Origin of the sequence: Micromonospora haikouensis, from assembly GCF_000876225.1 — a bacterium.
GTDB classification, from domain to species: domain Bacteria; phylum Actinomycetota; class Actinomycetes; order Mycobacteriales; family Micromonosporaceae; genus Micromonospora; species Micromonospora haikouensis.
The window spans coordinates 327,131-340,540 of the sequence record NZ_JXSX01000003.1; the positions used below are offsets into that span (position 1 = coordinate 327,131).

The 13,410-nt window shown below is 76.5% G+C and carries 11 protein-coding genes; 8 read left to right on the top strand and 3 right to left on the bottom strand.

The features are described from left to right. Positions 1-62 precede the first annotated feature (62 nt). The 3 genes from TK50_RS23125 to TK50_RS23135 all read left to right on the top strand — a co-directional run bounded on the left by TK50_RS23125 (position 63) and on the right by TK50_RS23135 (position 1,718). Positions 63-488: a DUF350 domain-containing protein gene (locus TK50_RS23125; RefSeq protein WP_043967080.1), complete on the top strand. Its 426-nt coding sequence runs from the start codon at positions 63-65 to the stop codon at positions 486-488. Between the two features lie 34 nt (positions 489-522). Next, the gene (locus TK50_RS23130; protein ID WP_043967082.1) at positions 523-1,215 is read left to right on the top strand and encodes a helix-turn-helix transcriptional regulator; all 693 of its coding nucleotides are present in this window, start codon (positions 523-525) and stop codon (positions 1,213-1,215) included. Positions 1,216-1,340: 125 nt separating this feature from the next. Further along, positions 1,341-1,718 (top strand): VOC family protein, encoded by a 378-nt coding sequence (locus TK50_RS23135; protein WP_043967083.1) that lies wholly within the window; start codon positions 1,341-1,343, stop codon positions 1,716-1,718. A 135-nt stretch (positions 1,719-1,853) separates the two neighbouring features. Here TK50_RS23135 and TK50_RS23140 read toward each other — a convergent pair whose 3' ends face one another. Then, positions 1,854-2,345, bottom strand: coding sequence for a hypothetical protein (locus tag TK50_RS23140; RefSeq protein ID WP_043967084.1), 492 nt, complete (start codon positions 2,343-2,345; stop codon positions 1,854-1,856). 161 nt (positions 2,346-2,506) lie between these two features. On the opposite strand from TK50_RS23140, the gene TK50_RS23145 reads away from it, so the two are divergent. Then, positions 2,507-3,418 carry a Vgb family protein gene (locus TK50_RS23145; RefSeq protein WP_241774099.1) on the top strand — a complete coding sequence of 304 codons (912 nt, stop codon included), beginning with the start codon at positions 2,507-2,509 and terminating at the stop codon, positions 3,416-3,418. Here the strand turns inward: TK50_RS23145 and TK50_RS23150 are convergent. After that, a complete protein-coding gene (locus TK50_RS23150) occupies positions 3,415-4,365 on the bottom strand; it encodes a S66 peptidase family protein (RefSeq protein WP_241774100.1) in 951 nt (316 codons plus the stop codon). The two genes, TK50_RS23145 and TK50_RS23150, sit on opposite strands and share 4 nt — an antisense overlap. A gap of 49 nt (positions 4,366-4,414) precedes the next feature. Between TK50_RS23150 and TK50_RS23155 the strand changes: the two genes are divergently transcribed. After that, a complete protein-coding gene (locus tag TK50_RS23155; protein WP_199486128.1) occupies positions 4,415-5,257 on the top strand; it encodes a type 1 glutamine amidotransferase in 843 nt (280 codons plus the stop codon). Positions 5,258-5,265: 8 nt separating this feature from the next. Further along, positions 5,266-8,385, top strand: a complete 3,120-nt coding sequence (locus TK50_RS23160) for a bifunctional [glutamine synthetase] adenylyltransferase/[glutamine synthetase]-adenylyl-L-tyrosine phosphorylase (RefSeq protein WP_043967088.1) — start codon at positions 5,266-5,268, stop codon at positions 8,383-8,385. Between the two features lie 60 nt (positions 8,386-8,445). Here TK50_RS23160 and TK50_RS23165 read toward each other — a convergent pair whose 3' ends face one another. Continuing rightward, positions 8,446-10,032, bottom strand: a complete 1,587-nt coding sequence (locus tag TK50_RS23165) for a hypothetical protein (protein ID WP_043967089.1) — start codon at positions 10,030-10,032, stop codon at positions 8,446-8,448. Between the two features lie 44 nt (positions 10,033-10,076). On the opposite strand from TK50_RS23165, the gene mptB (TK50_RS23170) reads away from it, so the two are divergent. Together mptB (TK50_RS23170) and mptB (TK50_RS23175) are read left to right on the top strand one after the other, a co-directional pair. Beyond that, positions 10,077-11,501 carry a polyprenol phosphomannose-dependent alpha 1,6 mannosyltransferase MptB gene (gene mptB / locus TK50_RS23170; protein ID WP_199486129.1) on the top strand — a complete coding sequence of 475 codons (1,425 nt, stop codon included), beginning with the start codon at positions 10,077-10,079 and terminating at the stop codon, positions 11,499-11,501. Between the two features lie 9 nt (positions 11,502-11,510). Next, positions 11,511-13,148, top strand: a complete 1,638-nt coding sequence (gene mptB, locus TK50_RS23175; RefSeq protein ID WP_199486130.1) for a polyprenol phosphomannose-dependent alpha 1,6 mannosyltransferase MptB — start codon at positions 11,511-11,513, stop codon at positions 13,146-13,148. The last annotated feature ends 262 nt before the right edge of the window (positions 13,149-13,410 follow it).

Consider the following 13,410-nt stretch of genomic DNA (forward strand, 5'->3'; position numbering starts at 1 on the left):
CGCTATCGTCTCGATCACCGCGCCGGCACCCCCGCCGGGCGGCAGGTGGTGGGAGGCAGTCGGTGCTGGAGGACCTGCTCAGCGGAGCATGGCAGAGCGTCGTGTTCGGGGTCGTCGGGGTGGGGCTGATGGCGGCCGGCTTCGGCCTGGTCGACCTGCTCACCCCCGGGAGGCTGCGCGAGCTGATCTGGGTGCGGCGCAACGCCAACGCCGGGTTGCTGCTCGCGGCCAACCAGCTCGGCATCGCCGGCATCGTGTTCACCGCGATCCTGACCAGCTACAGCGACTTCGCGAAGGGCCTGGCGTCCACGGTCGTCTTCGGGCTGATCGGCCTGCTGATCATGGCGCTGGCGTTCTTCGTGCTCGACCTGCTGACCCCCGGCCGGCTGGGCGAGATCATCTGCTCCGACGAGCCGCACCCGGCGGCCCGGGTCAGCGCCGCCACCCACTTCGGGGCCGCGCTGATCGTCTGCGCCTGCATCGCCTGAGCGGCCTGTCACACCCGGCGGCTAGCGTCGGCGCGTGAACCGCACCGACCGCCTCTACGCCCTGGTGGAGGAGCTGCGGGCGGTGTCGCCCCGGCCGCGCAGCGCCCGCTGGCTCGCCGGCCGCTTCGAGGTCAGCTCCCGCACCATCGAGCGCGACATCGCCGCGTTGCAGCAGGCCGGGGTGCCGATCTGGGCCGAGCCGGGCCGCACCGGCGGCTACGTGGTCGACCGCGCGCACACCCTGCCGCCGGTGAACCTCACCGCCGTCGAGGCGGTGGCGATGGCCGTCGCGCTGCACCGCCTCGACGGCGGCCCGTTCGCCGAGGCGGGCGCGACGGCCCTGCGCAAGCTGCTCGCCGTCATGCCGCCAGCCGACGCCGCCGAGGCCCGCCGGCTCGCCGGGCGGGTGCACCTGGTCGGGGGCGGGCCGGCCGCGCCCGTCCCGGCCGCCGTCGCCGGGGCGGTCACCGCCGCCCGGGTCCTGCGCATCGGGTACGCCGACCGGGCCGGCGTCGCCACCGAGCGCACCGTGGAGCCGGTGGGCTTCCTCGGCAACCCCTGGCACTGGTATCTGCTGGCCTGGTGCCGGCTGCGCGACGGCCCGCGCGCGTTCCGCCTCGACCGGATCGCCTCGGTGACCGTGCTGGCCGAGCCGGTGACCCGGGAGTTGCGCCCCGACGCGCTGGACATCCCGCGCCAGGTCGTCCGCCAGCTCACCCTCGCCTGAACCGCGCCGCGCGCCCTCGCCCGATCCCCGTCGGAAACACCGACAGGACGCTGTCGCGGAGCGGGGCGAGGCTGGTCCCCGACGACGCCGGTCGACCGGCCGGCGCGACGAACGGGAGGCAGTCCATGACCACGACCAACGCGATCACCTGGTTCGAGATCGGCACCGACCGGCCGGACGAGGCCGAGCGCTTCTACGGCGAACTGTTCGGCTGGGAGTTCGCCGAGCAGGGCGCGCCGGGCCGGTCGTACCGGGTGACCGGCGGCGGGGCGGGCGGCGAGGGGATCGGCGGGGCGATCCGCGCCTCCGACGGCAGCACGCCGAACTACGCGATCTTCTACGCGCAGGTGGCGGACGTGGCCGACGCCGTCCGGCGGGCGGAGACGGCCGGCGGCCGGGTGCTGGTGCCCACGTTCACCGCGCCGAGCGGGCTCACCTTCGCCCACCTGCTCGACCCGTCGGGGAACCACTTCGGGGTCTTCACGCCGCCCCCGGGGCGGTGAACGCCGCCCTGTGCGGGCGGTGAACGCCGCCTTGCGCGGGCGGTGAACGCCGCGCGCCATGACGCCGACATGGCGGGGTCGGAGTGCTCCTAACCCCGCCATGTCGGCGACCTGGTGTTGCTCAGGCGCGCGGCGTCACTCGCCGGCCGGGCCGCCGTGGCCCCGGCCCCAGCTGCCGGGGAAGCCGCCCCCGCCGGGGAAGACGCCGGCCTCGACGGCCTTGGTGATGGCGTCGGCCTGCTCCTGGGTGAGCTTGCCGTCCTTGACGGCCTGGGCCAGCCGCTCCTTCAGCGCGGCCTGCCGCTCGGCGGCGTCGGGCCGCTCGCCGCGCTCGCCGACCTTGCCCCGCTCCGGCCGGTCGGCCTTGTGCTGCTCCCGGACCTTCTCCAGGGCGGCGGTGACCTTGTCGGTGGAGACGCCCAGCTCCTTGGCGAGCGCCTCGGCGAACTCCGACTGCCGCTCGGCCCGCTTCTCCTGCCGATCGGTGTGCTCGCTGCTGCTGGCGCTCGGCGACGGGGTGGTCCCCTCCTCGGCGAACGCGATGGTCGGCGCCGCGATCCCCACGCCGAGCACGCCGGCCGCCGCGAGGCCCGCCAGCACGTGCTTCTTCGACATCTTGCGGGACATCCTGTGTCCTCCAGACTCGTTGCTCGGATGCGATGACGTCACCGACAGTGACGGGTCTAGCTGGGCCGGAGCCGTGGCGACCCTGTCAGCGAGCTGAAAATCGGGCATTTAGGGGCGGACAAATCGGTTGCCGGGGGACACCGGGCACGGCAGGGTGGCCCGTGACCCCACAGAGAGGCGGGACGCCCGTGCCGCAGCCCACCATCCGCGAGACCGCCCTGCCCGACCCGGACTGCGGGCCGTACGGGATCGCCGCCGGGCCCGACGGCGCGCTCTGGGCGACGCTGGTCCGCTCCGGCGGGATCGCCCGGGTGAGCGCCGACGGCACCGTGCGGGTCCACCCCGGCGACCCGGCGAGCCGGCCCCTCGTCGTCACCGCCGGCCCCGACGGCGCGCTCTGGTTCACCCGCTCCGGCGACGACCGGCTCGGCCGGATCACCACCGCCGGGGCGGCGACCTCCGTCGCGCTGCCGGCCGGCACCGGCCCCGGCGGCATCGCCGCCGGCCCCGACGGAGCCCTCTGGTACGCGGGGATGAGCAACGACACCGTCGGCCGGGTCGACGTCGACGGCACCCACACGGCGTACCCGCTGCCGGTCGCCGGCGGGTTCCCGTCGATGATCACGGCGGGGCCCGACGAGGCCCTCTGGTTCACCCTCAACCAGGCCAACGCCGTCGGCCGGATCGCCTGCGACGGCGAGGCGGCCCTGCACCCGCTGCCCACCGCCGCCGCCGGCCCGGTCGGCATCACCCTCGGCGTCGACGGGGCGCTGTGGTTCGTCGAGATCGCCGCCGGTCAGCTCTGCCGGATCACCACCGACGGGCGGATCGAGGAGTTCCCGCTGCCCGACCGCGCCGCCCGCCCGCACGCGATCGTGGCCGACCCGGCCGGCGGCTGCTGGTTCACCGAGTGGGCGGCCAACCGCATCGGCCACGTCACGGCCGCCGGGCGCATCGACGCGTACGACCTGCCCACCCCCGGCTCGGAGCCGCACGGCCTGGCGGTCCTGCCCGACGGCACGGTCCACGCCGCCCTGGAGTCGGGCGCGATCGCCCACCTCACCCCGGCCTAGCGGACGGCGGGGGCGGCGGTCAGGGTGCCGGCGGTGGCGTCGAGGATGGCCTCCGTGCCGACGGGGACGGTGAGCTGGCCGAGGCCGTGGCCGATCGGCAGGCCGCCGAGGACCGGCACACCGAGGTCGCCGAGGCGGTCGGTCAGCACGTCGACGACCGTGGTGTCCCAGCCGTCCGCGCAGTCGGTGAACTGGCCTACGGCCACCCCGGCCAGGCCGTCCAGCGCCCCGGCCCGGCGCAGCTGGGTGAGCATCCGGTCGACCTTGTACGGGGGCTCCTGCACGTCCTCGACCAGCAGGACCGCCCCCGTCAGGTCCGGCATGTCGGCGGTGCCGAGGGTGGCGGCGAGCAGGCACAGGTTGCCGCCGAGCAGCGTGCCCGTGGCGCGACCGGGCACCCGTACCCCGAAGGTCTCCTCGCCGGGGACGGCGGCGACGGTGACCGGCGCGGTGGTCATCAACGCCGCGTGCAGCGACTCGGCGGAGCGCAGCGGGGTGCGCTCGTCCCGCCAGGCCGCCCCGGGGCCGTGCACGCCGGCCAGCCGCGCGCCCCGCCACAGGGCGAGCTGCAACGCGGTGATGTCGGAGAAGCCCGCCACCACCTTCGGGTCCCGGCGCACCGCCGCCATGTCGAGGGCGTCCACGACGCGCTGCGCGCCGTAGCCGCCCCGGGTGCAGATCACCCCGCGCACCTGCGGGTCGGCGAACGCGGCGTTCAGGTCGGCGGCGCGCAGCTCGTCCGCGCCGGCCAGGTAGCCCCGCCGGGCGTATGCGTGCGGGGCCGGCACCGGCCGCAGCCCCCAGCCGGTGAGCAGCTCCACGCCCCGGGCCACCCGCTCGGGCCGGGTCGGCCCGGACGGCGACACCAGCAGCACCGTGTCGCCGGGGCGCAGGGCCGGTGGACGCAGCACGGCGGCCGGGCGCGGCACGGCGTCGTCGGCGGTCACAGCCGCAGAGCCTAGCCGCCGGTCGGCTCCCCGCAGCGGGCACTCCTTCATGGGACCGGACGCGTCCGGCGCGCGGGCCGAGGCGTTCCGGGCGGCGGTCGACGCAACCGATAGCCTCGACGGCGTGGGAACCGCGCTGGTGATCGAGAACGACCCGACCGACGACCCCCGCCGCCTGGGGGAGTGGCTGGTGGAGGGGGGCCTGGAGCTGCGGGTGCTGCGCCCGCACGCCGGCGACGACCTCCCCGACGACCTCGACGGGTACGTCGCGCTGGTGGTGCTCGGCGGCGACCAGCACGCCTACCCGGGCCCCGACGGCACCCCCGGCGCCCCCTGGTTCGGCAAGCTGGAGGGGCTGCTGCGCAAGGCCGTCCGGCACCGGGTGCCGACCCTCGGCGTGTGCCTCGGCGCGCAGCTGCTCGCCACCGCCCACGCCGGCCTGGTCGAGCGCAGCCCGTCCGGGCCCGAGGTCGGCCCGGCCGTCGTCGGCCGGCGGGACGCCGCCGAGACCGACCCGCTGTTCCGGTACGTGCCGCTGATCCCCGACGTGCTCCAGTGGCACACCGACGAGATCACGGAGCTGCCGCACGGGGCGACGCTGCTGGCCGCGTCCACCCGCTACCCGCACCAGGCGTTCCGGCTCGGCGACCGGGCCTGGGGCCTGCAGTTCCACATCGAGTGCGACACCGCGATGATCGCCGACTGGGCGGCCGACTCCGCCCTGCTCGACGAGCTGGGCTACGACCCCGAGCTGGTGGTCGCCGCCTGCGACCGGGTGATGGCCGACGTCGAGGAGGTGTGGCAGCCGTTCGCGATCCGGTTCGCCGCCCTCGCCCTCGGCGAGCTGGGCGACGACAGCGTCCGGCGTCCCCTGCCGCTGCTCGGGCACTGAGGGCGACGATGAGCAGACCCGCCCGGGGCCGGCTGGCCCGCTACGGCTTCGGCACCGACGACAGCTCCCGTGCCGCCGACCTGCTCGGCCCGGCCGGGCTCGACCTGTGGCACCCGCAGGAGCAGGAGCCGATCGACGACCGGGCCGCCGAGCTGCTGGCCGCGCTGTCCCGGGCCGCCGACCCGGACCTGGCCCTGCGCCAGCTGCACCGCCTCGTCGAGGCCGAGCGCCGCACCACCGGGGGCGTCGCCGAAGCCACCGGGGGCGACGGTGACCGCGCCGCCGGCTCGGCCGTGCTGGACGCCCTGCACGCCGACCCGGGGCTGCGCCGACGGCTCGTCGCCGTGCTCGGCGCGTCCTCGGCCCTCGGCGACCACCTGGTGGCCAACCCCCACCAGTGGCCGGTGCTCGCCACCGACCCCGACGGGCTCGCCCCCGCCGCCGAGGGCCGGCTCGACCTGGCCGCCGCCGCCCGCCTCACCCCGTCCACCCAGCCGGTGGCGGTGCTGCGGCAGGCGTACCGGCTGGCCCTGCTGCGCATCGCGGCGGCCGACCTGACCGGCGGCCGGGCCCTGGAGCAGACCATGGCCGCGCTGTCCGCGCTGGCCGACGCCACCCTCGCGGCGGCGTACGACATCGCGGTGGGCGAGCTGCCCGAGGGCACCGCCGTGCCGCGCCTCGCCGTGGTCGCGATGGGCAAGTGCGGCGGCGGCGAGCTCAACTACGTCTCCGACGTCGACGTGATCTTCGTCTGCGCCGAGGACGACGAGCTGCCGGCGGCCACCACGATCGCCACCCGGCTGATCCACGTCTGCGGGCTGGTCGCCTGGCCCGTCGACGCGGCGCTGCGCCCCGAGGGCAGCCGGGGCCCGCTGGTGCGCACCCTCGCCAGCCACCTGGCCTACTACCGGCGCTGGGCGCGCACCTGGGAGTTCCAGGCGCTGCTGAAGGCCCGCCCGGCGGCCGGCGACCTGGCGCTGTGCCAGGAGTGGATCGACCAGCTCGCCCCGCTGGTGTGGACCGCCGCCGAGCGACCCGAGGCCGTCGACGACGTCCGGTCGATGCGCCGGAAGATCATCGACAACATCCCGCCGAAGGAGCTGGACCGCGAGATCAAGCGCGGCCCCGGCGGGCTGCGCGACATCGAGTTCGCCGTCCAGCTGCTGCAACTGGTGCACGGCCGCGGCGACGAGACGCTGCGCGTACCCGGGACGATCCCCGCCCTGCGCGCCCTCGTCGCCGGCGGCTACGTGGGCCGGGCCGACGGGGAGGCGCTGCTGCGCGGCTACCGCTTCCTGCGCGGCGTCGAGCACCGGCTCCAGCTCCAGGGCCTGCGCCGCACCCACACCGTGCCGACCGAACCGGCCGCGCTGCGCTGGCTCGCCGCAGCCCTCGGCTACGTGGCCACGCGGGGCCGCAGCGCCGTCGAGGAGTTCCGCGCCGAGTGGGTCACCCACGCCACCGAGGTACGCCGGCTGCACGCCAAGCTGCTCTACCGGCCCCTGCTGGAGTCGGTGGCCCGCGTCCCCGCCGACGGGCTGCGGCTCACCCCCGAGGCGGCCCGGCACCGGCTGGAGATCCTCGGCTTCGCCGACCCGGCCGGGGCGCTGCGGCACCTGCAGGCCCTCACCGGCGGGGTGAGCCGCACCGCCGCCATCCAGCGCACCCTGCTGCCGGTGCTGCTCAGCGAGTTCGCCGACGCCCCCGAGCCGGACCGGGGGCTGCTCAACTACCGGCAGGTCTCCGACTCCCTCGGCAGCACCCCCTGGTATCTGCGGCTGCTGCGCGACTCCGGCCCGGTGGCCCGCCGGCTGGCCCGCGTCCTGTCCTCCTCCCGGTACGCGGCGGACCTGCTGGCCCGCGAGCCGGAGGCGCTGCGGCTGCTCGCCGAGGAGAACGAGCTGACCCCCCGCCCGCGCGCCGTCCTCTGCGAGGGCTTCGCCGCCGCGGCGGCCCGGCACGCCGCCGACCCCGTCGAGGCGACCCGGGCGGTACGCGCGCTGCGCCGCCGGGAACTGGTCCGCATCGCCTGCGCCGACATGCTGAGCCGGGCCGGCTCGCTGGCCCCCACTCCCGGCCGGGACGCCGACCGGGCGGCATCGGGGCGGGACCCCGACGCCGCCGCTGGCCGCCCCGACGCCGACGTACGGGCCGCGCTCGGCCTCGCCGACGTCACCGCCGTCGGCACCGCCCTGTCCGACGTCACCGACGCCACCCTCGCCGCCGCGCTGCGCGCCGCCCGGGCCGCCCGGGCCGCCCAGCCGGCCCTGCCCGGCCTGCGGTTCGCGGTGATCGGCATGGGCCGGCTCGGCGGGTACGAGTCCAACTACCTTTCCGACGCCGACGTGCTCTTCGTCTACGACCCGCCCGCCGGGGCCGACGAGGGCGCGGCCAGCGCCGCCGCCCACGCCGTCGCCGAGGAGCTGCGCCGGCTGCTGTCAGCCCCCGCCCCCGACCCGGCGCTCGGCGTCGACGCCGATCTGCGCCCCGAGGGCCGGCAGGGCCCCCTCGTGCGCAGCCTCGCCGCCTACGCCCAGTACTACGCCCGCTGGTCGAAGGTGTGGGAGGCGCAGGCGCTGCTGCGCGCCCGGTTCGTCTGCGGCGACGCCGACCTGGGGGCCGAGTTCGAGGCGATGGTCGACCCCGTTCGCTACCCCGCCGACGGACTCACCCGGGAGCAGATCGTCGAGATCCGCCGGATCAAGGCGCGGGTGGAGACCGAGCGGCTGCCCCGGGGCGCCGACCCGGCCACCCACACCAAGCTGGGCCGGGGCGGGCTCGCCGACGTCGAGTGGGCGGTGCAACTGGTCCAGCTCCGGCACGCCGGCCGGCTGCCGGAGCTGCGCGGCACGCGTACCCTCGACGCGCTCGCGGCGGCGGCCGGCGCGGGCCTCGTCGACCCGGCGGACGCCACCGCGATGGCCGCCGGCTGGACGCTCGCCGCGCAGGTCCGTAACGCGCTGATGCTGGTGCGGGGCCGCTCCGGCGACCAGCTGCCCCGGCACGGCGTGGAACTGGCCGGGGTGGTGCGGCTGCTCGGCCGCGACGACCCGGGCGAGTTCCTCGACGAGTACCTGCGCACGGGCCGCCGCTCCCGCGCGGCGATGGAACGCGTCCTCGATGCCTGAGGCGCAAGGAAGGGCCCCTTCTTATCACCTTCTGCATAGCAGGGGCCCTTCTTAACCGCGTCAACCGGTCAGCGTGAAGGTCCCCGGTCCTGGCGGTCGCGCAAGCGTCCATCCGCCCGCCGGCCGCAACGTGACGCCGGCAGTGGTCCGCAGCCACCGGCTGTATCTCACCCTGATCAACACCTGCTCGTCCGACCTGGTGGTGAAGGTGACGGCTGACGCCGTCTGCCCGACGAGAGTGGCCGGCTTTCCGACGAGGGGCTGGGCCTCGGTGAAGACGAACAGTCGCCAGTGCGCGTCCTGCCAGACCGGCCGGAGATAGGGCAGGCCGTCGGTGACGAGCTGAGCCTCCGGCCTGCCGACCCAGGACAGCGGAGCATCCGGGACTGCCACGTACTGGACGGCGTTGTCGGCCAGCCAGTCCCGATAGCTGGCGGCCGTCAGCGGCACGCCCGTCCCCTCCGCGCCGGGCACCTGTCCGAAGAAGAGGGGATTGCGGTCGACGTCCGCCTGCCGCAGCCAGCCCCGCGCCAGCGGCACGTCGCCCAGGAGCGCGGCCTCCCAATAGTTCCGGGTTGGCGGCACCTCGACCCGGCCGGTGAGCCCCCGCCGCGCCAGTTCGGCACGCAGCGGCGCGAAGTAGGCCGGATCGCTGGTCGGATCCCCGACGCTGCGCAGGTCGGCCGGCACCACCGGGGGCTGCCACCAGCAGACGGCGGCCAGCAGCGCCGCCAGGGCGACGCCGGCCACGCCGCCCCGGCGCAGTCCCGGCGGCACCCGCCGGGCCGCCGGAGCGGGCAGGCGGGCGGCCGCCGCGAGCAGGGGCAGCGCGAACATCACCGCCAGCCGGGTCGCGTTCAGCCCGACGGGCGTGTGCACGACGGAGGCGAGCAGCACCCCGCCCGCCGACAGCAGGGCGCCCACCCGGACCGGGCGGTACGCCACGAGCGCGGCCACCAGCAGGCTGGTGAGCACCGCCCGCACCGTGTCGGTGCGGCTGATGTTCATCCAGCCGCCCTCGCCGAACAACAACCCGGTGACCGCCAGGGGAACGGCCGCGCCGACGCCCAGCAGCAGGCCGTCGCCGTACCGGCGGGTGAGCAGCAGCGCGGCTCCGGCCAGCCCGACGAAAAGGCCGGCGACGGGGCTGGTTGCCGACGCCAGCAGCGCTGCGGCGACGGCCAGCCCGGCACGCAGTCGGCGCCGGCCGGGGGACACGTTCGTCGGCATGGTGAGGGCGAGCAGCGCGGCCAGCCCGAACGCTACGCCGAGCCCGTAGGTGACCCGGCCGGAGACCAGGTTTCCGGCGATGGTGAGCACCCCGACCAGACTCCCGAGGATCGGGCGGGGCACACGCGTCCGCACCAGCAGGGCCGCGAAGACAGCCGCCGAGGCCACCAGCGCCAGGGCACCGGTGACCCGGACCCCGAGGACCGCCATCACCGGCGGCGAGACCAGGCTGTAGCCGAGCGGGTGGATGCCGCCGTACCACCGGAGGTCGACCAGGGCGGCACCGTGCGCGGCGAAGAAGTCGGCCCGGGCCACCTGGGCGGACAGGTCCGAGCCCATCCTCGGCAGCAGCAGGTACGCCACGCCCAGGGCCGCCGCCGACGCGGCGGCAACCGCCACCACCCGACTGCGACGCATGCCCACCTCCGTACCGCGACCACCGTACTGGCAGCATGGCGGGCGTGCCTCACCACCTCGCGCGCTGGACCGGGTTGGCCGGTTCCCTGCTGCTCGCCGTGTCCGCGTTCCTCGGCGGCGTGTTCCCGGACGGGGACCTGCGTCCCACCCCGGTCAGCATCTGGCAGGGCCCGCACGGGCCGCTGATCCTCGCGTCCTGGCTGGTCGGCACCGCGCTCATGGCGTGGGCCTGGTGGTCGCTGCGGAACGCGGTGCCGTCCGCGCGGTGGGCCCTGGTCACGGTGGGGCTCTGGCTGCTGCCCCTGCTGTTCGTGCCGCCGATGGGCAGCCGGGACGCCTACGCGTACGCCTGCCAGGGGGCGAGCTTCGCCAACGGCATCAGCCCGTACGAGTACGGCGTGTCGGCGCTGCCCTGCCCGTGGCTGGACACCATCTCGTACATCTGGCGGGACACCCCGGCCCCGTATGGACCGCTGTTCGTGCTGATCGCCGGTGCCGTGGTCAAGGCGACCGGGTCGCTGACCGGCGCGGTCGTCGCGTTCCGGCTGCTGGCGGTGGCCGGGGTGACGCTGACCGCCGCCTGTCTGCCGGTGCTGGCCCGCCGCTGCGGGGTTCCCGTCGGGCGGGCGCTGTGGCTGGCGCTGGCCAGCCCGCTCATCGGTGTGCACCTGGTGGCCGGGGCGCACAACGACGCGCTGATGGTGGGCCTGCTGGTCGCCGGCCTGGCCGTGGTTGCCGCCCGGCCGGGCCGCCCCGTGCCGCTGCTGGCCGGGGGAGTGCTGCTCGGGCTGGCCGTGTCCATCAAGATCACCGGGCTGGTGGTGATCCCGTTCGCGGCGCTGGCGGCGATCGGCGGGCCGTACCGGTTCCGCGCGCTGCTGCGGGACGGTGGCCCGGTGGTCGCCGGGGCAGTCGCCACCGTCATGGGGGTGACCTTCGCCGGTGGGCTGGACTTCGGGTGGATCGGCGGGCTGGAGAGCGGCGGCGAGGTGATCGCCTGGACCTCGCCGCCGACCGCCGTCGGACAGACCGCCGGGTACGTCGCGCTGCTCTTCGGGCTGCACGTCGATGCCCTGCCGGTGGCCCGTGCCATCGGGGTGCTCGCGCTCGCCGCGCTGCTGCTGTGGCTGTGGTGGCGGGCCCGCACCCGCGACCCGTTCTTCCACGCCGGCCTGGCGCTGGCGGCCACCGTCGCGCTCTCCCCGATCGTGCACCCCTGGTACTGGATCTGGCCGCTCACGGTGCTCGCCGCCACCGCCCGCGACGGCGTGTGGTTCGCCGCGGTCGCGCTGGTCGGATCATTCCTGGTGCTGCCGGACGGCACCGGGCTGGCCCGGTACACGAAGCTGCCAGGTGCCCCGCTGATGACGCTTCTGCTGATCTGGGCGGCCGTGCGGTTGGTACGGTCGGCCAGGGCGGATCGCGCGGCGGACCGCGCGCCGGACCCCGCCATCCGGGGAGCCGACTGAGCGAAGGGTGTGCCGGTGGCCGTCGTCGCCCGCTGGGCGGGACTGCTCGGTGCCGCTCTGCTCGCCGTCGCCGGCTGGCTGGGCGGGGCGCTGCCCGACCTGACCGGAGGCACGCCCGCCCAGGTGTGGCGGGGCCCGCACGGCCCGGCGGTGCTGGGCTGCTGGCTGGTCGGCACCGCGCTGATGGTCGGGGCGTGGTGGGCGCTGCGCGACGGCGCCCCGTCGGGCCGGTGGGCGTACACGACCGCCGGGCTCTGGCTGCTGCTGCTGGCGACGCCGCCGCTGGGCAGCCGCGACGTCTACTCGTACGCCTGCCAGGGCTGGTCGTACGCGCACGGGCGCGACCCGTACCGGTTGGGGGTGGCGGCGGCCGGCTGCCCGTGGCTGGACTCGGTCGCCCCGATCTGGCGGGACACTCCCGCGCCGTACGGCCCGCTGTTCGTGCTGCTCGCCGCGCTCGCGGTGACCGTCGGCGGCGGGCTCGCCGGTGCCGTCGCGCTCCTGCGGCTGTACGCCGTCGCGGGCGTGCTGCTGGCCGCGTACTGCCTGCCGGGGCTGGCCCGCGCGGCGGGCGTGCCGGTCCGGCGGGCCGCCTGGCTGGCACTGGCCGCGCCCCTGGTTGGGGTGCACCTGGTGGCCGGCGCGCACAACGACGCGGTGGCCCTCGGCCTGCTGCTGGTCGGCCTGCTGATGCTGGTCCGCCGGCCGGTCGGGCTGGTCCCGACTGCTGGGCCGCCGCCGGCCGGGCCGTCGACTGCTGGGCCGGCTCCGACTGCCGGGGTGCTCCTGCTGGCCGGGGTGCTGCTCGGGCTGGCCGTGGCCGTCAAGGCGACCGCCGTGGTGGTGCTGCCGTTCGCGGCGCTGGCCGCCGTGCGGGGCCGGTGCACCTGGCGGGCGCTGCTGCGCGCCGGGGCCCTGCTGGCCGGCGGCGTCCTCGCCGCGCTGCTGGCGACCTCCGTGGCGTCCGGGCTGGGCCTGGGCTGGGTCGAGGGGCTGGCCCGCAGCGGCGACTCCGCGCAGTGGACCTCACCGCCGACGGCAGTCGGCTTCGTCGTCGACTACGCGGGGGAGTGGGCCGGGCGGCGGCCCGACGCCGTGCCGGTGACCCGGGCCGTCGGCCTGCTGCTGCTCGCGGCGACACTGGTGGCCCTGTGGTGCTGGGCGTGGCGGTCGCTGCGCCGGCTCGACGCCGTACCCCACGGGGCGGGCGCCCCGGCGGCGGCCCGGCCCCGGGTGGCGCTGCTCGGGGCGGGGCTGGCGCTGGCCGCCACCGTCGCCCTCTCGCCGGTCTTCCACCCCTGGTACGCCATCTGGCCGCTGACGCTGCTCGCCGTCTCGGTGATCCGACCGGCCCGGACCACGTGGTTCGTGCTGCCCAGCGCGGTGGCCGCCGTCCTCGTCCTGCCCGACGGCACCAACCTGGCCCGCTCCACGAAGGCCCCGGGCGCGATCGCGATGACGGCGCTGCTGCTGACGCTGGCGGCAGTGGCGACGCTGGCGGCGGTTCGCGCCACCGGCGGTCGGCGCGGTGGCGGTGGCGGTGGCGGTGCAAGTGGCGGCGGAGGTGGAGGTGGCGGAGACCGCGGCGTGGGCGACGATGGCGAAATCGGCGGGGACGGGGATGGCAAGGCTCCGTGCGGCCCCTAGGGAGCTGAGTCATCGGCGACATCACGGCGTCGGTGGGCTCGGACGTCGAGGCGTCGGGTGGGTTCGGACAGCACGGTCTCGGTTGGGCTCGGACATCACGGTGTCGGGTGGGCCCGGGGCCGGGTGATGTCGTAAACGACTCAGCTCCCTAGGCGGTCTCAGCCCCTGTGCCACCTGGAGCTCCCTCGGCGATCGGTTGCCGTGCCGGCAGATGCGAAGCGGCCGGGCCGGCTCCGCGTGCGGCGGAACCGGCCCGGCCGGT

Bases quoted from the DNA above. Each gene is read 5' to 3' on its own strand.
- TK50_RS23135 (WP_043967083.1), top strand. From the start codon at position 1,341: ATGACCACGACCAACGCGATCACCTGGTTCGAGATCGGCACCGACCGG.
- TK50_RS23140 (WP_043967084.1), bottom strand. From the start codon at position 2,345: ATGTCCCGCAAGATGTCGAAGAAGCACGTGCTGGCGGGCCTCGCGGCG.
- TK50_RS23155 (WP_199486128.1), top strand. From the start codon at position 4,415: ATGGGACCGGACGCGTCCGGCGCGCGGGCCGAGGCGTTCCGGGCGGCG.
- TK50_RS23160 (WP_043967088.1), top strand. From the start codon at position 5,266: ATGAGCAGACCCGCCCGGGGCCGGCTGGCCCGCTACGGCTTCGGCACC.
- TK50_RS23165 (WP_043967089.1), bottom strand. From the start codon at position 10,032: ATGCGTCGCAGTCGGGTGGTGGCGGTTGCCGCCGCGTCGGCGGCGGCC.